Raw genomic sequence first — 21416 nt, 5'->3', positions numbered from 1 at the left:
TAACTTATTCCCAAAGCATATGTTTTGTCAAAGGCACCTTAGCGTGAAAGAACATTTCTGCAGCTTTTTCAAAAGACGGGGTAATGTCAGAAACCAAGAATTCATTGGCTTGTGTTCGTTTCTCGGCCCTCATGTTCTTTTCATTTAAAAAGGTCTTGAGTGCATTGGCGACGATCATAGAGGAGTCGATCACATCAACACTTCCTTGATAGTAGTTGTCTATTTCATTTTTAATCAGTGGATAGTGCGTACATCCTAAAATCAGTGCATCAATTTCTTTCAGTAATTGATTGGAAAGGTATTCATTGATGATGGCCTCAGAGATCTGATTGCTATAAAAATGCTCTTCGATCATTGGCACCAACAGTGGGGTAGCCAATCCCCCAAAATCAATACTTGGATCTTTTAGGCTCAACTGATAATCGTACACACTGGAACCTACCGTTTGCTTCGTACCAATCAATCCTACTTTTTTTCCCGAGTAGTGCTCAACCGTATGCGTGATGACTGGATCGATGACATTCATGACTTCAGCTCTGGTACCAACATAGGCTTTGATGAGTTCGAAAGCCGCTGCTGAAGCCGAGTTGCAGGCAATCAAAATGAGTTTACAGCCCTTTTGCAAGAGCACATCACAAATTTTAATGGAATAGGCTTGGATCGTGGCGGCAGATTTATCGCCGTAAGGCAAATGGGCGGAATCTCCAAAGTACACAAGCTGCTCCTCTGGCAGCACCTTACTGATGGCATGGGCCACGGTTAGGCCACCCATTCCACTATCGAAAACACCAATTGGTCGTTGATCTCCGTTCATGAACTATTTCTTCAGCCAATTAACGGAAATCAAGTGAAATAATGATGCGTGCGAGGAGAAACTTCACCGACACATCCTATTTGTTAATTGATGTGAATGGTATGCTTCTAGCCATTTGTCGTCGCTATATTGCAACAACAAAAAAGGCTTCACACATTGTGAAGCCTTAAGATGTGATCTGGCTGGGGCTCGAACCCAGGACCCTCTCCTTAAAAGGGAGATGCTCTACCAACTGAGCTACCAGATCAAGAAAAATATTGTCGTTTTAAGGTCGTTTCCTTTAATTGCGGTTGCAAAGGTAACGGCTTAAAATTTAAATACAAAACAGCGCTTTGAAATTATTTGCTCGACTTATCACCCTGCTCTTGATCGGGACATTATCAATTGATGCTCAAGAGGTTAAGCCTAGTCTTGAGGTAGCTGATTCACTATTCAACAGTAAGCGCTACACACAGTCTTATGCCCTTTATCAAGACGTATATCGTTCGGGAAAAGCCACTCCCGCAATGCTTTTGAAGATGGCTTTTAGCGAAGAAGCCCAAGATAATTTGGGAAATGCGCTTTATTACTTACATGATTATTATCGTTTTACGGCGGACGAAAAGGTCATCGATAAAATGGCGCAGCTGGCCCAAGTAAATGCTCTTGAGGGGTATGAATGGACCGAATACCAGAAATTTCAACAACTCATTGAAGAGAATCGATACCTGATCTATTTGGTTTTGATCACATTAGCTGGCATCGTGCTCGCCATGATGATGAGGAAATACCAAAAGCATCAGGAACGATCATTTAGCCTCATCACGAGCTTGGCCTTAGTCCTTATCGTTGCGGTTTATGTACTCAATTTCACCTCTGAAAAGCCGAAAGGAATCATCATGAAAAATGATGCCTTCATTATGTCAGGTCCTTCAGCGGCCTCCACTTTGGTTGAAGTTGTGCGGCAAGGTCATAAAGTTGAGATCATTGACCAGCAAGACATTTGGATCAAGATCCGATGGAAAGGTCAATCTGCATTCATTCGTGAGTCGAACCTAAAAGCTTTGCTTTAACGGTCTACCTCGCCTAAAACGATGTCAATGGATCCGATCACAGCGATCAGATCAGCAATTAGGCCGCCTTTGGCCAACTCATTGATTACCGAAAGATTGGTGAAACTTGGCCCTCTGGCCTTAACGCGTAAGGGCACATCCGAACGACCATCGCTTCTGAAGAAAAACCCTAACTCGCCCTTCGGATTCTCCGCTCTTATGTAAAAATCCATTGCCTTGGGACGAATTTTCTTTGGAACAGCAGCGCGAGGATCAAAATCCCTTGTCCTCTTATGATCTCCCGTTAGTTGTTGCAGGCATTGTTCTATGAGCTTCACTGATTCTTTGCATTCCTGAGCTCGAACCCAGGTTCGATCCCAACAGTCTCCCACTTTACCCATCTCGCCTTTTCCTACTGGAACATCAAAGTCCAAGGCTGGATAAACGGAATAACCATCTACTTTTCTCAGATCAAACTTGAGCCCAGAGCCTCTAAGCATGGGGCCTGTAATCCCATAATTGATGGCTAAGTCAAGAGGAAGAACACCCACATTGGCGGTTCTGTCAATAAAGATCTTGTTCTCGATCAATAACTCATCCAATTCCACCAGCTTGGGTCTTAAATAATTGACAAACTCCAGACAACGCTCTTCAAAGCCGACCGGTAGGTCATAAAACAACCCGCCTACCCAAATGTAGTTATAGAGCATGCGTGCGCCTGAGATCCATTCCAATAACCTCAGAATGTGCTCTCGGTCGCGCATCATCCAGAAAAAAGCCGTTACCGCACCCATGTCCATTCCATAGCTACCCAGTGCTACAAAATGAGACGCCAAACGATTCAACTCGGCTACAAGCACACGAATATATTCTACGCGCTTGGGCAGCTGATTTTCAATCCCCAACATGCGCTCTACTCCCATTACATAGGCATGCTCTGAATTCATGGCCGCCAGGTAATCCATGCGGTCGACAAAAGGTAGAGTTTGATTGAATGGCAAATTCTCGGCATGCTTCTCAAAGCAGCGATGCAAATAACCCAAATGAGGGATCACTTCAGAGATCTCCTCACCTCGCGTAAGCACCTCTAACCTGAGCACCCCGTGAGTTGAGGGATGCTGAGGACCGATATTGACGATCATCTCCTCTGAGCTCAGGTCCTCCTGTTTGAATTTGGCAGGCTCCGAATTCCTCAGGTTTTTGTCATCAAATATGTACTGTACAGTCCCTGCCACTAGTATTTTACTTTTACCCCACGATAGTAGGTTTGCTCTTCATAATCTTTCCTCAGCGGGTGACCATCCCAATCAGCCGGCATTAGTATCCTCCTAAGGTCCGGATGCCCATTAAAATTAATCCCCATTAAGTCATAGGCTTCGCGCTCATGCCAGTCCGCCGTTTTCCAAAGTGGTACCAAGGAATCAACTGAAGGCGAGGCACGATCAAGCATTACCTTTACCATTAAGTGGTGATCATATGGAATGGAATAGAGATTATAGATCAACTCCATCGAATCGCTTTCTACCCCGTTGTCAACTGCTGTTAAGCAAGAGAGGCTATCAAAATACAATCGCTCGTCCGCTTGCAGAAAGCCCATAACTTCGAGCAGCTTGCTTGGCTCAATTCGAATGGACTCAGGAGTCGAAGTGGTATCTTTCGACAGTATCGAATCCTCTCCAAACTGATTGGTAAGCACGGTTATGATCTTATCAAATTTCATTTACCCGCCTCCATAATTTTTTGTATCGCTTTGGGAGCCACGATGGATTCTCCTCTGATCTTTTCTTGTAATTTCATCAACCCACCAATCAACGCTTCTGGTCTGGGAGGACAACCTGGCACATATACATCTACCGGTATGATTCGGTCTACACCTTTCACTACATGGTATCCATGCTCCCAATAGGGGCCTCCACAATTAGAACATGATCCCATTGAAATCACATAGCGAGGTTCAGCCATTTGTTCATACAAGCGTCGGACGCGATCGGCCATTTTGAAAGTAACGGTGCCAGCAACAATCATGACATCGGATTGCCTCGGACTAGCCCTTGGAATAATGCCCAATCGATCCAGATCATAGGGAGTGGACTGGGCACTCATGAATTCGATCGCACAACATGCCGTACCAAAGCCCATGGGCCACATCGAAGACAACCTGGCCCAATTGATCAAGTCCTCAATTCTTGTGATGACGATGCCACCCTGAGCCAATTTTTGATCAAGCAATCCCATTATTGATACCTTTTATATGCTGACGAAGGGATCTTCGATTTGAAATCGGATACTTGTGTGCTTGGTTTTACCCAATCGAGGAAGCCCTTTTTCCATGCATAAGCGAGCCCAAGACTCAATACAAAGATGAAAATGAACATTTCTATGATGGCGAATCGAGCCCACAACCCGTTGGTTTCAGCTATCAATTGTGCATCTCCGAAAATGACACTCCAGGGAAAAAGGTATAAAATCTCTACTTCAAACAACAAGAAAATCAGAGCGACGACGTAGAACTTCATATTGAAACGCCCCCAGGCAGAACCGATTGTATCTTCGCCTGATTCGTAAGTGGTGAGCTTCTCATAATTCGGTCTATTCGGTCGAATCATTTTTGCCACATAAATACCAATGACAGCAAAAGCCAAACCCCCAATGATGAAGATCAAAATGGTATCAAAATCTGCGACCGTGGGTTGTATCATGCTTAAAAGTTCAATGGATCATGATGCTGAAAATGACCATTCATTCGAATACGCTCTTTGGCGTTTTCCATCTCTTTGATGAGTGGAATAGCTCTTTTCAAATGATTGATCATGTATTCTTGCCTCCGCGCTTCCTCGGGCATTTGCAACATGTCGTATTCTTGATCTAAAGATAAGCCTAATTTGTGTGCTAATTCAAATGAATTCCCCAAGAGATCCACATCAAAATCTTCTTCCATATGAAGCACGCTGATCAATTCTTTAGCTAGGCGTCTTAATTCGGCCCATTGCTCTTCGTTGCCATTCTGATGATCAACAATCGGCTGCACCAGCCCCCCGGAATACAGTTTCCCTGCTACCTTTTCGTCAAAACGCTCGAGCTTGAATGCAGAAACGCATCGGGTAGTGATATCCATCTCTCCACCCTCATAGGACTTTACGATCTTCACCACCTCCATCTCAGCGCCATAGTCTAAGATAACCTCATTGAAAACAGGAATACCAAAAGTACTTTGCTGCTCCACGCATTCTGAAATGAGCTGCTTGTAACGTGGCTCAAAAATGTGAAGATTAAGCTGCTCTCCCGGAAAGGCAACTAACTTCAAAGGGAATAAGGGTAGAAATTTTTTTTCCATAATGCTTCTCCCATAAAAAAGCCCCATCAGGGGCAATTTGTTCATTCCTTTCAACTATTTCTGCACAAGTTGGGTGATCCCATCAGCAGTGACATATCTGGTCAAACGATTCTTGCTATCAATAACTTTCTTTTTCATTCGGAAAGTCTTTCGACTTAACGTCTTTGATGTAGTTCGTCACCGCTTCTGTCACTATACTGCCCACGTCTGCATATTGTCTCAAAAAGCGAGGCTTGAACTCTTTAGTGATCCCCAGCATGTCGTGCATCACAAGCACCTGACCATCCACATCAGAACCTGCACCAATTCCAATTACTGGAATATTTACTGTTTCTGCTACCCGTTTGGCCAAGTCGGCTGGAATCTTCTCCAACACGATAGCAAAACAACCACAGTCTTCTAAGCACTTGGCGTCACGAATGAGCTTATTGGCTTCATCCTCCTCCTTAGCTCTCACTGCATAGGTTCCAAATTTGTAAATCGATTGAGGTGTTAATCCTAAGTGACCCATGACAGGAACACCAGCACTTAATACACGCAAAACAGATTCCTTGATTTCTTCGCCGCCTTCCATTTTTACGGAATGTGCTCCTGACTCCTTCATGATCCGGATGGCAGACCGTAAGGCCTCAGAGGAATTCCCTTGATAAGAACCAAAAGGAATATCCACCACAACAAAGGCGCGGCTCACAGCTCGAACCACGGAACCTGCATGGTAGATCATTTGGTCTAATGTAATAGGTAAGGTCGTTTCGTGTCCGGCCATGACATTAGAGGCCGAGTCGCCCACCAGGATGATGTCTACTCCTGCTGAATCAATTAACTGTGCCATTGAAAAATCATACGCTGTGAGCATCGAGATCTTCTCTCCTCGATCTTTCATGGCTTGCAGTTGGTGTGTGGTGATCTTCTTGATCTCAGATTTATGAATAGACATAGGCTTCTAATTGGGCAATAAATATACAGAATTCAACCACCAACCGCATAGCCCTCAAGCGACATTGAAAACCCTATTCGCCATTGCGGGCTAAGCTGTGAGTATAAAAAAAGGAGCCGAAGCTCCTTGAATTTTCTCAAACCACTTACTGTTCGTTGTAAATGTGTACGTCCCTTTGAGGGAATGGAATTGAAATGCCTTGGGCGTCGAATTCCTTCTTTACCTTTTCAATCATGTCAAAATTGACATTCCAGTATTCGGGTGTATCGACCCAGGCTCGAACAGTGATGTCCACGCTGCTATCTCCCAAATTTCCAACTCTCACAAAAGGAGCCGGATCTTTGTGAACACGCTCATCAGCTGCTAATAAGTCAGAAATGATCTTTTTAGCTTTTTCAAAATCATCGCCGTAACCGATACCATAGACCTTGTCCCATCTACGCTTACCCTCTTCGGTGTAATTGGTAATGTTGGCACCTGCGACAGCTCCATTTGGCAAATAAATTGTTTTATTATCAGGTGTCTTTAATACGGTGTTGATGATGCTAACGCCATGCACTGAGCCTGATTGTCCATTGACCTCTACAAAATCCCCTGCTTTGAAAGGTTTTAAAGTTAAGATCAGGATACCCCCTGCAAAATTGGCTAAGGAGCCTTGCAGAGCAAGACCGATGGCTAAACCGGCAGCACCAAATACGGCGATCAGTCCCGTGGTATCTATCCCCAGCATACCTATGACGGCCAAAAGGAGGGCAATTATTAACGCTCCATTGACAACGCCTTTGACTGTCGGAATAATGGTAGGATCAACATTTCGTTTTTCTAATACCTTGTTGAATCGACGAATAATTCCTTTGATCAACCATCGGCCGATAACCAATACCGCGACAGCTCCAATTAGACTAAGACCAAACTCTGTAGCGTATTGCTGTACAGTTTCCCAAACCTGGGTTAGCTCTTTGCTGAGACCTTCAACGCTCTCAACTAGAACTCCCGTGTTTTGCTCTTTCATTGTCATGAAATAAAGAGTTTAAATTTTGATTGATTGTAGAAAGTTAATACAAAAAAGCAGAATAATGATCCTCTTCCAATTGGACTTCAATATGCTCTTCAATTGTAGTTCCTAACTCCATTCCCTTGAAATCTACTGCGATGGGAAACCGTTTATGACTTCTATTCACCAAGACGCAGGTTTGCAGTTTTTCGATGTGGAGCTTTAGCAAAGGGTCAAACGCATGCATCATTGTTCGACCCGAATTCAACACATCATCGACCACAATAATGTACAGGCGTTCACCCGTTGGCATACTTACATGATCAAGGTTAGGTTGACTTCTCGCCGATTTGTCGATGTCCATCAAGAGTGTTTCAGTCTGGATATCCGCTATTTTGGAAAGCTCTTCTACGATCAACTGGGCTAACTTCAAGCCATTTTGTGCAATTCCAAAAAAGTAAAGCTTCTCTGCCTTGTAATTTTGCTCATAGATCTGATAGGCCATTCTGGTGATGATCTGTGTGATCTGCGGCGTATCAAGTATCTGCTTCTTGTCTTTTGTCATTGATCAGTTACTCCGGAATAGGTAAGACCTTACTATCCTTAAATGTAGAAAGAATGACCATTGATTGCAGATTGTCGACAACAGAAATATCACTTACCCTTTCTAGCATGAGTTTCTGGTAGGATGAAATATCGGCTGCAATTACTTTGAGTACAAAATCTCCAGAACCGGTGATGTGATGACATTCAATGATCTCATCGATGCTTGAGATCGCTTCAATAAAGACTTCAATATTCTGTTTGTTATGTCCTTTAAGTGTGACATAGACAAATGTACTTACCCCCATACCAATTTTATCCGTATCGAGTTTGGCATGGTAACTTTTAATAATCCCTGAGTTTTCAAGTTTTTTCACCCGCTCTAATGTAGGGGCCGGAGATAGACCGATCTCCTTTGATAACTGTGCATTGGTGATCTTGGCGTTTGATTGAAGGATATCCAAGATCTTCCTATCAATCTTATCTAATTTTAAACCAGCATTCATAGCACGAAGTAAGCAAAATAATATTTTGTTTAAAAGTGTTATATAGAATATAATTCTATCTTTAATCCAAAAATTAACGCTCTTTTCTCACTAATTTTTTCAAATCTCGGGCTTCTTTATTGATCCACTCTTTTCTTTTGGTGTTATCTCTTATGATATCAATGCGCTCCAAGACGCTTTCGTATTCTTCTCTTTCCAACTCAGCTTTGGCCAAGTAGAGTTGCGCATTCAAATAATAACCTGATTCTTCCTGCTCGACTTTTTCAGTAAAGCTGATGACCTGGCGGAAATATCTTTCCGCTTCCTCGTCATTCTTTTGCGAGCGATACAGCTGACCCAAAAAGAAAGCAGCATACCTCCCGCTAACAGCCTCGTACCCTAATTGCCGGTCTTTTATACGTTCCAATATTTCATAGGAGACTTCCGCTGACTGGGTGCATTGTCCCGCAGCAAAAAGCATCCGTGCATAGAAACGATGGAAATAGGGGTTATTCGGATACTTCTGGTAGATGTACTCTGCCAGCCTCAACGCTTCGAAAGTCTCGTTCAGATCAAAGGCCTTGATGCGCATCAGGAAGTACACTGCTTCAACCCTCGTGTAAAAGGCATTAGTCGCCACTTCCTCAAGCTGCTGAACACCTAATTCCTTGTCTCCTTTTGGAAAAAAAGCCAAAACAGGGCGCAGCAAAGGGTAATTCTCCTTTATATAAATAGCATAGTAATTAAAGAGACCGTCGCCAAAAAGGATCTCTGGACTGATGTCGGTAAATTCTCGTGAACGCTCAAGATACTTCAAGGCGAGTCTTCCGACGTTCGTTGATTTACCCCAGCTCTTTAGGTCTGAAAAATATCTTCCTTTGAACCCATAGGCCCCAGCCAAAAAGAAATACGCCTCCGCATTATCTTCCTCTACCTCTAGTAACTGCTCGGCCTTTGTAATGGTGGTATCCATGTAAGCCAAGAATTCGTCTCCGTAAAGTGGACCTCTTTCATCGAGATTGGGCATCATTTGCCACCAGGTAGAAATGCCATACAAAAAGTAGGACAAGGGGTGTTCCGGGTGGTTGTATTTGATCCAAGCAAATTCGACTTCCGCCTTGCCAAAGTCAAAGTTGTACATGTGATCAATGGCATCTGTGATCTCCAGTTGAAGGGCAAAATCCAAGAGCAAGTACTTGGTACTATCGGTTGGCTGAGCGTTGACCCCTGCGCATAGGACGAACAGAATAAGCCCTAACAAATACTTCCGTACTCTTTTCATTTGATCACAAAATTAGCTTCGCTTATCCTCATCACCATGCCCTGACACATTTTTATTACAACGTGCGAATTTTCATTGTAGTTTAGCATCATGCCAAGACCTTATAGTGAGTTAGAGCTAAAAGTCCGCAGTTACACAGACTTTAACATGTACCTCTTTTTTGGGGTCATCTGTGTTTTGTACATTCTTCTTCTGTTCATTCAGCAAAGCTTCATTATTGCTCAAATACCTGCATTTCAATTTGCTCAGGGCACTGAAATGCTTATCCTACGCCTTATTGCCGGCTTGAAAATTTTAGGTGTGCCAGTGATGTACGGATTAAAATTCACGGTCATTGCTTTTATTCTATGGACAGGCTGTTTTATGTGGGGGTATAAGGTTAGCTACAGCAAATGTTGGAAAATCGCTATGGTCGCAGAATTGGTCTTTTTCATTCCTACCTTACTCAAGACCTTGTGGTTCATTCTCATCCAGCCCGAAACCAATTATTTTGAATTCCAGGCTTTTTATCCGTTTTCACTGATGTCCTTTTTCGATTATGAATCGGTTCAGGACAAGTACATTTATGTTAACCAAAGCTTGAATCTGTTTGAGGTGGCCTATTGGATCATTTTGACCTATGGAATTGATTTCGCAGCACGCAAGAAAAAATCGGTGGCCAATGCCATAGTCTTCACCACCTACGTCCCTCTTTTTCTTTTTTGGTTGTGGTTTTATGCCACGGTGTACGATTAATACTTTTTAACGCCTAGCCACACATATTTTTACTATTTTCACGCCCTAAAGCTGGTAATAGATGGAATTTAAAAAGCTGAACAACATCACTGGTTGGGTCGTATTTGCAGTTTCACTGATCGTATATGTGCTCACCGTAGAACGAACAGCAAGTTTTTGGGATTGTGGAGAGTTTATCGCCATAGCTTACAAACTTGAAGTATCGCACCCACCAGGTGCTCCACTTTTCATGTTGATCGGACGATTGTTCTCGATGCTTGCGATGGGTGACGTGGAACAAGTTGCTTATTGGGTCAATATGTCGAGCGTTTTGGCCTCCGCCTTTACCATACTCTTTTTGTATTGGTCGATCGTGATGTTGGGCAGAAAATTACTCAACGCACAAATTGGCGAAGAAACAGCCTATCAGAAGATCATGCTGGCTGGTGCCGGAGCCGTTGGTGCCTTGGCTTTCACTTTTACTGACTCCTTCTGGTTTTCTGCCGTTGAAGGTGAGGTCTATGCCATGTCCTCCTTCTTTACCGCTGTGGTGTTTTGGGCCATGCTCAAGTGGGAACTGGTGGATGACGAAAGCAGCGGTAACAAATGGTTGCTCTTCATTGCATACATGTTAGGGCTTTCAACTGGAGTGCATTTGTTAGGACTCGTGACCTTGCCTGCGCTTGGACTCATCTATTATTTCAAAAAATATAAAAACCCGACTTGGTTGGGAGCAATAGCCGCGATTGGTTTTAGCCTTTTCTTGGTGTTATTCATCAACTCCTTCATTATTCCGGGCTTGCCGACCATTGCCGGAAAATTTGAGATCACTTTCGTAAATACATTTGGTCTTCCTTTTGGTTCCGGTGCACTCTTTTTAACGCTTCTGGTGATCGCTCTTATTGTGCTCGGCTTACGCTACACAGCAAAAAAAGACTTACCCAATTGGAATACCCTGATTTTGTCGATGGCCTTTGTCCTTATCGGATACAGCTGCTATGCCGTTATATTGATTCGATCTCAAGCTAATCCTCCGATCGATCAAAACAACCCGGAAGATGTGATGACCTTCGTTTCTTACCTCAAACGAGAACAATATGGCAGCAGACCCTTAGTCTATGGTCAATACTTTAATGCCCAGCAGACCGACATCCGACAGGGTGCACCGATCTACTACAAGGCGGAAGATGAATACCGTGTTGCTGATTACAAGACCGAAGTAGATTACGATCCGGCATACCAGACATTGTTGCCTCGCATGTGGAGTCCATCTCCATCCCACATTCAAAAGTATATGCAAATAACAGGGCTGAGGCCGGGGCAAAAACCCTCCTTCGCCGATAACCTGTATTTCATGTTCTCGCATCAGATCGGGCACATGTACCTCAGGTATTTCATGTTCAATTTTAGTGGGAGAGAAAGTGATATACAGGATGCCGATTGGTTAGGCCCGCTTGCTTCTGATAAGGGGGTTCCTGAAACCATCGTTAACAACAAAGGAAGAAATCAATACTATATGATTCCTTTCATCTTGGGATTGATCGGCTTCTTCTTCCAATTCAACAAAGACCCCAAAAGGTTTGCTGCTACCCTGATGTTTTTTGTTTTAACCGGAGTGGCCTTGGTCATTTACTTGAACTCACCACCTGTTGAACCTAGAGAAAGGGACTACATTTATGCGGGTTCCTATTACGTTTTCGCCATCTGGATCGGTTTATCCATCTTGGCCATTGGCCAAGCCATAGCGAAGCGAAGCGAAAAGCTTGCCCCTGCAGCCATCGCCTTAGGGCTAGTGGCACCATTGATCTTGGCTGCCCAAAACTGGGACGATCATGACCGATCAGATCGGTATTTCTCTGTTGACTCAGCGAGAAACTTTTTGGCCTCTGTTGCACCCAATGCTATTTTATTCACGGGTGGAGACAATGACACCTTCCCTTTATGGTACATCCAGGAAGTGGAGGGCTTTAGAACAGATGTTCGTGTCGTGGTGTTGAGTTACTACAACACGGATTGGTATGTGGATCAGACGGCAACAGACATGAATGATTCTCCTGCCTTCAAGTATTCATTAACCAAAGAGAACTACAGGCAAGGAAAGAACGATGTACTATTCATTCAGGAACAGCCACAATTTGAGGGACAAGCGGTGGATCTCGCCCAGTACCTAGACATTGTGAAACGTGACGTTAAGTCGTTCAAGAGAACCTTTACCTCCGGCAATGAAGTCATGTTGGTTCCGGCCAAGTCTTTATTGCTTGATGTCGATACGGCTCAGGTAAAAGAGATGAATATTGTGCCAGAAAGTTTGGAGCAATACATCACACCACGCATGTTCTTCACATTCAATATGAACGAAAACGGTGACCTTGAAAGTCCATATTTAGATAAAGGGCAACTGATGATGCTCGACCTTATCGCTCAGAACAATTGGGAAAGACCGATCTATTTCAATTATACCTCAGAGAATGCGGTCAATTTCGACATCTCTCCTTATCTGGTACAGGAAGGCATGGCATACAGGCTGTTGCCAATCCGTAAACCTGCAGGTTTGCAAGACTTGGTCAATACCGAAGTCATGTATGACAACGTGATGAATAAAATGCGTTTCAGAGGGCTTGATAACCCCAACACCAACCTTAACGAGGACTACCGAGGCTTTGTGCAGAATCACCGCTCGATGATCACTACCCTAGCCGAAGCGTTAATAATGGAAGGTGATTCAACAAAAGCCAAAGAAGTGCTGGATTTCGGAATGGCCAAAATGCCAATTGAATCTGTTCCTTATGATGTGTCCTCCATTGGTTTCATTCAAGGCTACCTAGATATTGGAGAAGTAGAAAAAGGGAAAGAGATGGCTTTGGCCATGGCGAAACAGTTCAATGATGAAATTGCTTACCAGCAAGAAAAAGGGCGCTTCGATTTTTCTTTTAGAGCAAAAATGAGAGGCCTGCAGTACATCAGTCTGATCTTACGTAATGCTGGCTTATTGGAAGAATCTCAGCAGGTGCTGTCCATGCTCCAAAGCCAGGAAGATCAACTGAATTTGAGAAGTAATTTTTAATCCATGAAGGCGAGCAATGCTCGCCTTTCTTTTTACTGCTGCTTTAGTGTAACGATTTTTCCAGCTCGTAGGACAGTCAATTCGAGCGGATTCTGATTGTTGGCGCTTAAGATTTCGGCAATGGAGTCGAGCGATTTGGGCGATGTGGACAGCTGAACACCATTAATTGCTAAAATCACATCTCCGCCCAGAAGGATCTCTTCATCGTCTATCATGACTTTAAAACTTCCTCCCTTCACACCCATCAAGCCCATAGGGGAAAGCAAAACAACTTTTTGAACCAATAAACCTTCCGGCTGAGGCAGGTTTAGAATTTTAGCCAGTTCGCCAGAAATAACCTTACCATCTATTCCGGTCCACATGGCATGGTTATCAAGAAGCAAATCCTTAGCGATATTGGAGCTCGCCGCAAAGCCAATTCCTTCAAATCCACCTGACTGTGACAGAATAGAACTCACAATTCCGACAACTTCACCCTTTGTGTTGAACATTGGGCCACCTGAATTGCCATGATTAATAGAAGCATCTGTTTGGATAAACTCGGCCTTCACCAATGCGCTTGTCCTTTTTTGGCTCGTTTGCCGACCACTTACATAACCTGAGGAAAAGGAGTAAGTAAGCCCAAGCGGTGCCCCAATGATAAAGACCTGCTCTCCGATTTTCAGCGCATCTGAATCGCCTAGCGTCAGCACTTTACCACTCTTGCTTTTCCATTTCAACTTGAGCAAAGCAAGATCGGCCACTTTGTAATCGCTCACCACATCAGCGGGTATCTCTTCCCCATCGCTGAACTTGATCATAATGGTCTCTGCTGTATGCACCACATGCGAAGCGGTCATGATGTATAGGTCATCGACTAAAAAACCGGTACCTAAACCGGAAACGCCCACTTTGATCTCTTGGCCACTTTGACGAAGCACCTCACTTTCTTGGGTCATGATCACCACGACTCCATCCACTACTTTTTCGTAGGCTTTACTCAGGTCTTGTGCCATCACAGCCTGTGATAGCAATACAGACATTAAAGCAACTAACATGTTCTTCATATGACAATGCGTTTTTATCAAAAATGGCTAATTATTTTTCCAATACCAGAAAAAGATCCAGGGCCTCGCTGGCCTTATCTGTCAAGAAATAATCGTCGTGTTGAATAGTGGCCACCAATGTGCTGTTGCCCTGATTCAACTTATTTCGATTCATTCGATTCAAGAGGTCGTAGGGTATTCGAAGAAGAGCAGCAGGCAATCTATATTGTAGATTGAATACATCGAAGCGCGTAATCTTCTGCACCGATCTTTTGTTCTCTTCATAGTATTCCATGACCTTCTCATTCCCCGCCACACCCCTTATTTCCACCTTCTGAAAATATCGCTGTGCGAGTGTTTTAAGTTGTTGAGCCGTATACTCTCGTTCATGCCAAGGATTACGTGTTAGCGTTTTCTTTATGTTTGGAGTCGTCAACACTGCTCGGCCCCCAGGTTTCAAAACACGGTAGATCTCCGACAAGAACTCCGCGTCTTTCTTCACATGCTCTATGACTTGAAATGAGACAATGGTGTCGAAGCTATTCTCTTCCAGGCTTGAAAAAGGCGGGAAAACCGCTTGTTGAAAATCAACCGCTGGATATTTCTGCTTCAATTCATCGATGACTTCACCGATCTTATCCAGAGCCAAATAATTGTCTGCCAAAGGGGCAAGAAGTTCAACCCCTCTACCTTCACCGCAACCCAATTCAAGCAAATTCCCTTTGATGTAAGGCTTAGCCAAATAATAGGCTTGCAATAAACGTTGATGGATTGGGTTATCCGAAACGATTTTGTCAGAAGCAATTTCAGTTGTGTAGGTCCCCATAGTAGAAATTTGGCCAAATTTAATGGAATAGAATTGTTTCGCTTAAACCCGCTTGATTTTTATATTGATTAACAAGTATGTCTAATTAAACGATAACTTTGAAGCATGCGTCTGCACATTACCTTATTCATTCTCTTCAGCTGCCTGACGACGCTCGGTCAAAGCCGAATGAATTCTTCTGAGATAGGTTATCTCTACGATCTTGATCACGAATTTTTGATCGAGCACAAAGTAGCCTCCGATGAAGGCAAACATAAGGTTTACCTAAAATTCAGCCTAAATAGTGGGAATGTGAAAGTGTCGGACTACCTGCTGACCTATGACCTCAGAAGCAATTACACAGCAGAAAAAGAACCCAACACAGAAATCCAGTTAGACTCCAGTGCTATTCTTTTCACCGGTATTAGAGAATTCATTTATCAATTTGAAGTCGAAACGGACTCAAAGCAGCTCATCGTACTTGACATTTACAATATCCCGAAAAATAGAAGGTTCAAATACGATATTCCTTTAGTGATCGGTTCTCGAACGGCTCCACCATTCATGCTTTTTCAGCCTGAAACAGACATCCCTTATTTCTCTTCCTATGTCAATAAAGGTGACAAAGTTCGTATACGCGATGTATTCCGTGAGGATGGTAACTTTGAACTCACCGGCTTTCAAGTGAATGCGGGTATCCCAATGCCTCCATTTGATGACACGGCAATTGAACCCGCTGAGCCTGTGGTATTAGACACGCTATATGGCACAGAGCAAAATGAGCTTTTCACTTTTTACAATGAAGGATATTATAAAATAAGTGCGTCGAAAGAAAGACAGCAAAGTCTCTATTTACTGGTCACAGACCCCTATTATCCCTTTTTCAACGATTACAATAAGCTTGCCCGGCCGCTGATCTTTTTGAGCACAAACGACGAGTACACGGCCCTTCAAGAGGCCAAAGACAGCCGCGATGGATTTGAGGAATTCGTGCAAAACACGATATCCAGCAACCAACGGGTTGCCAAGGACTTTATAAAATACTTCTACAGGAGAATTCGCAAGGCGGGAAGACTTTTTACCACAGACCGCGATGGATGGAAGACAGATCGAGGAATGATCTATCTGATCTTCGGAAATCCACTTCAGGTATTTCGAAATGAAAAAACTGAGCTCTGGGTATACTCATCAGGCAATGGTGGTCGACTTCGGTTTGTTTTTGATAGAGTAGAAAATGAGGGAGCAGTTACCTACAACTTAATCAGAGGAAACCGCTACAAAGAAGATTGGATGACCGCGGTTACGCAATGGCGATCAGGCAGAATCATTGAATAATGGAAAGAAGAACAACTACGGATTTTATTTACGGGACACGAGCGGTCATAGAAGCCATCGAAGCAGGCAAAGAGATTGATAAATTGATGGTTCAGCGCGATCTGCAGAACGACCTGAGCAGCGAGCTTTTGCAGCTCTGCCATCAACGGAAAATACCTTATCAGAAAGTCCCGATTGAGAAATTGAATCGCATTACGCGGAAAAACCACCAAGGCACCATTGCCTTTGTGAGTCCTATTCAATTTGCTTCGCTGGATCATGTGATCTCTTCTGCTTATGCTCAAGCGATAGATCCTTTTCTGATCATTTTGGACCGCATAACGGACGTAAGAAATTTCGGTGCAATAGCCAGAACGGCAGAATGCGCTGGTGTTCATGGTATCATTGTTCCTTCCCGTGGCAGTGCACAAATTGGTGCAGATGCCATGAAAACCTCCGCTGGTGCGCTTAATCACATTGCCGTGATTCGTTCGATGAATTTAAAAGATACGATCAGAGAGCTTCAGCAAAATGGCATAAAGGTGGTGGCTTGTACTGAAAAAGCCGATGAGCTGGTCTTCAATACAGACCTGAGTGGTCCGATCGGTTTATTGATGGGGTCTGAAGAAGAAGGCATTTCAGACGAATACATGAAAATGTCTGATCAGCAAGCCAAGCTACCCATGAGTGGGAAGATCGACTCCTTAAATGTTTCAGTGGCAACCGGTGTGTTTATTTATGAAACCATCAGGCAGCGGAATTAGGCAAACCCTTCCCCTTTTTCTTTGGCATCGCTAAGGAAGTCCCTGAATTTCTTTTCTGCATCTTTCTTGCAGATCAAGATGACATTATCTGACTTTGTGACCAGGTAACCGTCAAGGTCTTGGACTACGATCAACAAATCATCAGGTCCTTTGATGTAGGAATTTTTTGTATCGTATAAGAGTACATTGCCGTCTACCACGTTCCCATTATCATCTTTGTCCTTGATGTCGTGTAGGGAATCCCAACTGCCTAAATCAGACCAATCGAATTTACCTTTGACCATGTAAACGTCTTCCGACTTTTCCATAATTCCGTAATCGATCGAAATGCTTTTGCATTGAGAATAGGCTCGATCTATGAAGTCTTGCTCTTGTGCTGTATAGTAGCTTGCGGCACCCTCTTTGAATACCTCTGCGATATCCTCTAGATGTCGTTCAAATGCCTTTGTAATGGAATCTATCGACCAAATGAATATACCAGCGTTCCAGACAAAATCGCCGGAATCAATGAATTTCTGTGCCAATTCCAATTCAGGTTTCTCCGTAAAGGTCTTGACTTTCTTCACCTTCTTCAAAGGACTTGAATGGTATTGGATATAGCCATACCCCGTTTCAGGCCGACTTGGAACAATGCCTAAGGTGATCAATTTTTCACTTCCCTTGGCGGCTTTCACTGCCGTGGTAATGTTGTCTTTGAAGATTTTTTCCTTGAACACGACATGGTCGGATGGCGCGACGATCATCACTCCTTCCGGGTCCTTCTCTTTTATTTTATACGCTGGGTAGGCGACAGCCGCTGCGGTATTTCTACCTATTGGCTCTAGCAGCACTTGATCATCTGTCAGTTCTGGCAATTGCTCTTTAACCAAAGACTTGTACCGCTTATTGGTGATCACAAAAATGTTTTCACTCCCTGTAATGTTCAAAAACCGATCGTAGGTCATTTGAATCAATGATCGACCTGTTCCGAGTACATCTAAAAATTGCTTTGGCTTCTCTGCGCGGCTGTAAGGCCAGAATCGACTTCCAATTCCACCAGCCATGATAACGACGTAATTATTTGGCATCAGACTATCCCTTCGTTTATGAGGTCATTAATATGTAAAAACCCAACCACATGTTTCCCTTCAACAACGATCAACTGGTTGATGTCATGAGCGCGCATGAGGTTAAGTGCTCTGATGGCATATTCCCCCTTTTCGATGGTCACAGGGTTTGCCGTCATTACTTCTTTTATACGCAAACTGCTAAAATCGTTGTACTTTTCGAGCATTCTCCTCAAATCACCGTCCGTAAATATCCCTAGCAGCTCATTGTTCTTGTCCACAACCGCTGCCGCACCCAATCTCTTTTGCGAGATGATGACAATGCTCTCTTTGATCTTGAGGTCTTCATCTACCAATGGCAGTTCATTCTTAGGATAAATATCATCAACTTTTAAATACAGCTGTTTACCCAGTGAACCACCCGGGTGAAATTTGGCGAAATCTTGAGAGGAGAAGCCTCTGGCCTGCAACAAACAAATGGCAAGGGCATCACCTAGGGCCATGTGTACCGTTGTACTCGTTGTTGGAGCTAAATTATTTGGATCGGCTTCCTGATCGATGGTGGCATTCAATACATAATCGGCCTGTTTGGCCACAAAAGAATCCATGTTGCTCACCAAGCCAACGATTTTCACGCCCAATCGTCGCAATAAAGGAACCAACACTTTGATCTCTTCTGTATTGCCACTCTTAGAAATACAGATCACTACATCATGCGCTTGTATTATGCCCAAATCGCCATGGATGGCATCTGCCGCATGCATGAAAACAGAAGGGGTACCTGTGGAGTTAAGAGTTGCAACGATCTTGCTAGCCACGATGGCGCTTTTGCCAATTCCGGTGACAATGACACGACCATTGGTGTTCAGAATAGTTTCGACAACGTTTTCGAACTGTTCATCGATGTATTCCGTTATTTTTGTGATCGCATTGGCCTCATCGACCAAAGTTGACCTAGCAATGGTTTGGATATTTTTAGTTATCTTCAATTAGACACTATTTTTTAAAGAGTCGAACAAAGATAAGGAAAGACTATCCTAATTTTCAATTAGATACAACTTTATGGTAAAGGTTGAAGAATTACGAGCAACACTCAAAAAAGTCTTTGGATACGACCAATTCAGAGGGAATCAGGAGAAGATCATTCTCAATTTACTGGCAGGCAAGAACACCTTTGTGATCATGCCAACAGGCGCGGGCAAATCCATGTGCTATCAAATCCCCGCCATTGTACAAGAAGGTACGGCCATTGTCATCTCCCCTCTCATCGCCCTAATGAAAAATCAGGTAGACCAAATGAATGCTGTGGGCATCAATGCACGGTTTCTGAACTCTACCTTATCCAAAACGGAGATCAAGAAAATAAAAAAATCTACGCTTGCGGGTGAAATCAAGCTTCTCTACGTTGCTCCTGAATCGTTGACCAAACCAGAGAACATCGACTTCCTAAAAGAGGCGAATGTTTCCTTTGCTGCGATTGACGAAGCCCACTGTATCTCAGAATGGGGCCATGATTTCAGGCCGGAGTATCGCCGGATCAAGAGCATCATCAATCAGATCGGTGATGTACCCATAATCGCCCTGACAGCTACGGCAACTCCAAAAGTCCAGCTGGACATTCAACGCAACTTGAACATGGAAGATGCGGATCTGTTCAAGTCCTCATTTAATCGGGAAAACCTTTATTACGAAGTTCGTCCTAAGAAGGGCGTCAAAAAGCAGCTGATCAAATTCATACGGGAAAACGAAGGAAAATCAGGAATAATTTATTGCCTCAGCCGCAAAAAGGTTGAAGAGATCGCAAACTTCTTGCAGGTCAATGGTTTTAAAGCAAGGCCTTATCATGCCGGCTTCGACTCAGGTGTTCGGATGAGAAATCAAGACGACTTTCTGAATGAAGAGGTCGATGTGATCGTTGCTACCATCGCCTTCGGCATGGGCATAGACAAGCCTGATGTCCGATACGTTATCCATTACGATGTGCCAAAATCCTTAGAAGGCTATTACCAAGAAACGGGTAGAGCAGGACGCGATGGCTTAGAGGGTCAATGCATCATGTTCTACAGTTATAATGACATTTTAAAACTGGAGAAATTCAATAAGGACAAACCGGTAACTGAGAAAGAAAATGCAAAGCTTCTGCTAGAGGAAATGTCTTCTTATGCCGAATCGGCTGTTTGTCGTAGGAAACAATTGCTCCATTATTTCGGTGAAGAATACGAAGACACACACTGTAAAGAATCAGGCTTATGCGACAATTGTCGCTACGAGCGAGAGAGCTTCGACGGACAAGAATATGTTAAGCTAGCGATTCAAACTGTCCAAGAAACAGAAGAGCGATTTGGCATGACACACCTCATCAGTGTCCTACGCGGTTCCCAAAATCAGTACATCAAAAGCTATGAGCATGATCAGCTCAGCGTATATGGCAAGGGAAAAGACAAAGACGAACAGTTCTGGAAAACGGTGATCAGGCAAACGTTACTCAATGAATTCATCAGCAAGGACATCGAGAACATCGGGCTTTTAAAATTAACGGGAAGAGGTAAAGAGTTCCTTCGTGCTCCACATCCAGTTGAGATCACTAAAGACCTTGACTACAGTGATGTGGACCAAGCGGAGGATGAATCGAATGAAGTATCAGCCGGAGCCCGAAGTGGCAACTCTTACGACAAGGTATTGTACGACTTATTGAAAGCCGAAAGAAAAAGAGTAGCAAAAGGGCGAAACCTGCCACCTTACGTGATCATACAAGATCCTTCGTTGCAAGAAATGGCCACGACATACCCAACGACAAAGGAGGCTTTGGCCAATGTCAACGGTATCGGAATGGGCAAAGTCAATAAATTTGGAGCCCCTTTCCTTGAACTGATCAACAAGTACGTAGAAGACAACGACATTGAAATTGAGGATGTGGTTGTCATCAAATCTTCCGGTTCGAAGTCGAAAAACAAGATCTTCATCATTGAACAGATCGATAAAAAAATGGATCTCGAAGAAATGGCTGAACTAAAAAGCTGGACTTTCGACCAATTGATCGAAGAGATGGAGATCATTTGCTTTGCAGGGACTAAGCTGAACTTGGATTACTACCTGGAAACTTTGATGGACGAAGAGCTTCTCCAAGAGATCATGGACTATTTTATGAATGCGGAATCGGATGACATAGACAAGGCCTTAGAAGAATTTGAGGAAGAGGATCTGTACGAAGAAGACATGCGTTTAGCACGCATTAAATTCATTTCAGAATACGCCAATTAATTC

21 protein-coding genes and 1 tRNA gene are annotated in these 21416 nt (G+C 43.6%); 6 read left to right on the top strand and 16 right to left on the bottom strand.

The window, feature by feature from the left end:
- Positions 1 to 4: 4 nt before the first annotated feature.
- A complete protein-coding gene (murI, locus tag AC2D6U_RS13640; protein WP_484721541.1) occupies positions 5 to 814 on the bottom strand; it encodes a glutamate racemase in 810 nt (269 codons plus the stop codon).
- Between the two features lie 174 nt (positions 815 to 988).
- Positions 989 to 1061 (bottom strand) — tRNA-Lys (locus AC2D6U_RS13635).
- Positions 1062 to 1146: 85 nt separating this feature from the next.
- Here AC2D6U_RS13635 and AC2D6U_RS13630 point away from each other — a divergent pair.
- A complete protein-coding gene (locus AC2D6U_RS13630) occupies positions 1147 to 1866 on the top strand; it encodes an SH3 domain-containing protein (RefSeq protein ID WP_484721540.1) in 720 nt (239 codons plus the stop codon).
- Here AC2D6U_RS13630 and AC2D6U_RS13625 read toward each other — a convergent pair.
- From AC2D6U_RS13625 to AC2D6U_RS13580, 10 genes are all read right to left on the bottom strand, one after another.
- On the bottom strand, positions 1863 to 3080 hold the full coding sequence (locus AC2D6U_RS13625; RefSeq protein WP_484721539.1) for an NADH-quinone oxidoreductase subunit D: 1218 nt from the start codon (positions 3078 to 3080) through the stop codon (positions 1863 to 1865). The two genes, AC2D6U_RS13630 and AC2D6U_RS13625, sit on opposite strands and share 4 nt — an antisense overlap.
- Complete coding sequence (locus AC2D6U_RS13620) at positions 3080 to 3565, bottom strand: NADH-quinone oxidoreductase subunit C (RefSeq protein ID WP_484721538.1); 486 nt, start codon at positions 3563 to 3565, stop codon at positions 3080 to 3082. Before AC2D6U_RS13620 ends, AC2D6U_RS13625 begins: the two co-directional genes overlap by 1 nt.
- A complete protein-coding gene (gene nuoB, locus AC2D6U_RS13615; RefSeq protein ID WP_484721537.1) occupies positions 3562 to 4080 on the bottom strand; it encodes an NADH-quinone oxidoreductase subunit NuoB in 519 nt (172 codons plus the stop codon). Before nuoB ends, AC2D6U_RS13620 begins: the two co-directional genes overlap by 4 nt.
- The gene (locus tag AC2D6U_RS13610; RefSeq protein WP_484721536.1) at positions 4080 to 4544 is read right to left on the bottom strand and encodes an NADH-quinone oxidoreductase subunit A; all 465 of its coding nucleotides are present in this window, start codon (positions 4542 to 4544) and stop codon (positions 4080 to 4082) included. The genes nuoB and AC2D6U_RS13610 overlap by 1 nt, the downstream gene beginning before the upstream one ends.
- A gap of 2 nt (positions 4545 to 4546) precedes the next feature.
- Positions 4547 to 5179 carry an LON peptidase substrate-binding domain-containing protein gene (locus AC2D6U_RS13605; RefSeq protein ID WP_484721535.1) on the bottom strand — a complete coding sequence of 211 codons (633 nt, stop codon included), beginning with the start codon at positions 5177 to 5179 and terminating at the stop codon, positions 4547 to 4549.
- Between the two features lie 118 nt (positions 5180 to 5297).
- A complete protein-coding gene (gene panB, locus AC2D6U_RS13600; protein ID WP_484721534.1) occupies positions 5298 to 6116 on the bottom strand; it encodes a 3-methyl-2-oxobutanoate hydroxymethyltransferase in 819 nt (272 codons plus the stop codon).
- Between the two features lie 145 nt (positions 6117 to 6261).
- Positions 6262 to 7128 carry a mechanosensitive ion channel family protein gene (locus tag AC2D6U_RS13595; protein WP_484721533.1) on the bottom strand — a complete coding sequence of 289 codons (867 nt, stop codon included), beginning with the start codon at positions 7126 to 7128 and terminating at the stop codon, positions 6262 to 6264.
- Between the two features lie 43 nt (positions 7129 to 7171).
- Positions 7172 to 7675 carry a phosphoribosyltransferase family protein gene (locus tag AC2D6U_RS13590; protein WP_484721532.1) on the bottom strand — a complete coding sequence of 168 codons (504 nt, stop codon included), beginning with the start codon at positions 7673 to 7675 and terminating at the stop codon, positions 7172 to 7174.
- A gap of 7 nt (positions 7676 to 7682) precedes the next feature.
- Complete coding sequence (locus AC2D6U_RS13585) at positions 7683 to 8159, bottom strand: Lrp/AsnC family transcriptional regulator (protein ID WP_484721531.1); 477 nt, start codon at positions 8157 to 8159, stop codon at positions 7683 to 7685.
- A 73-nt stretch (positions 8160 to 8232) separates the two neighbouring features.
- Positions 8233 to 9420, bottom strand: a complete 1188-nt coding sequence (locus tag AC2D6U_RS13580) for a tetratricopeptide repeat protein (RefSeq protein ID WP_484721530.1) — start codon at positions 9418 to 9420, stop codon at positions 8233 to 8235.
- A gap of 90 nt (positions 9421 to 9510) precedes the next feature.
- Between AC2D6U_RS13580 and AC2D6U_RS13575 the strand changes: the two genes are divergently transcribed.
- Together AC2D6U_RS13575 and AC2D6U_RS13570 are read left to right on the top strand one after the other, a co-directional pair.
- Complete coding sequence (locus AC2D6U_RS13575; protein WP_484721529.1) at positions 9511 to 10155, top strand: hypothetical protein; 645 nt, start codon at positions 9511 to 9513, stop codon at positions 10153 to 10155.
- Between the two features lie 61 nt (positions 10156 to 10216).
- Positions 10217 to 13198, top strand: a complete 2982-nt coding sequence (locus AC2D6U_RS13570; RefSeq protein WP_484721528.1) for a glycosyltransferase family 117 protein — start codon at positions 10217 to 10219, stop codon at positions 13196 to 13198.
- Between the two features lie 32 nt (positions 13199 to 13230).
- Here the strand turns inward: AC2D6U_RS13570 and AC2D6U_RS13565 are convergent, their stop codons facing one another.
- Together AC2D6U_RS13565 and AC2D6U_RS13560 are read right to left on the bottom strand one after the other, a co-directional pair.
- The gene (locus tag AC2D6U_RS13565; protein WP_484721527.1) at positions 13231 to 14244 is read right to left on the bottom strand and encodes a S1C family serine protease; all 1014 of its coding nucleotides are present in this window, start codon (positions 14242 to 14244) and stop codon (positions 13231 to 13233) included.
- Between the two features lie 31 nt (positions 14245 to 14275).
- Positions 14276 to 15049: a class I SAM-dependent methyltransferase gene (locus tag AC2D6U_RS13560; RefSeq protein ID WP_484721526.1), complete on the bottom strand. Its 774-nt coding sequence runs from the start codon at positions 15047 to 15049 to the stop codon at positions 14276 to 14278.
- Positions 15050 to 15154: 105 nt separating this feature from the next.
- Between AC2D6U_RS13560 and AC2D6U_RS13555 the strand changes: the two genes are divergently transcribed.
- Positions 15155 to 16363, top strand: coding sequence for a GWxTD domain-containing protein (locus tag AC2D6U_RS13555; RefSeq protein WP_484721525.1), 1209 nt, complete (start codon positions 15155 to 15157; stop codon positions 16361 to 16363).
- Positions 16363 to 17106, top strand: coding sequence for a 23S rRNA (guanosine(2251)-2'-O)-methyltransferase RlmB (rlmB, locus tag AC2D6U_RS13550; RefSeq protein ID WP_484721524.1), 744 nt, complete (start codon positions 16363 to 16365; stop codon positions 17104 to 17106). Before AC2D6U_RS13555 ends, rlmB begins: the two co-directional genes overlap by 1 nt.
- Here the strand turns inward: rlmB and AC2D6U_RS13545 are convergent.
- Together AC2D6U_RS13545 and AC2D6U_RS13540 are read right to left on the bottom strand one after the other, a co-directional pair.
- Positions 17103 to 18173, bottom strand: a complete 1071-nt coding sequence (locus AC2D6U_RS13545) for a mannose-1-phosphate guanylyltransferase (RefSeq protein ID WP_484721523.1) — start codon at positions 18171 to 18173, stop codon at positions 17103 to 17105. The two genes, rlmB and AC2D6U_RS13545, sit on opposite strands and share 4 nt — an antisense overlap.
- Complete coding sequence (locus AC2D6U_RS13540; RefSeq protein WP_484721522.1) at positions 18173 to 19141, bottom strand: KpsF/GutQ family sugar-phosphate isomerase; 969 nt, start codon at positions 19139 to 19141, stop codon at positions 18173 to 18175. Before AC2D6U_RS13540 ends, AC2D6U_RS13545 begins: the two co-directional genes overlap by 1 nt.
- Before the next feature lie 73 nt (positions 19142 to 19214).
- On the opposite strand from AC2D6U_RS13540, the gene recQ reads away from it, so the two are divergent.
- Positions 19215 to 21413, top strand: coding sequence for a DNA helicase RecQ (gene recQ, locus AC2D6U_RS13535; protein ID WP_484721521.1), 2199 nt, complete (start codon positions 19215 to 19217; stop codon positions 21411 to 21413).
- The last annotated feature ends 3 nt before the right edge of the window (positions 21414 to 21416 follow it).

This window comes from Roseivirga sp. YIW32, assembly GCF_057219245.1.
This window is presented reverse-complemented; position numbering and strand designations above follow the sequence as displayed.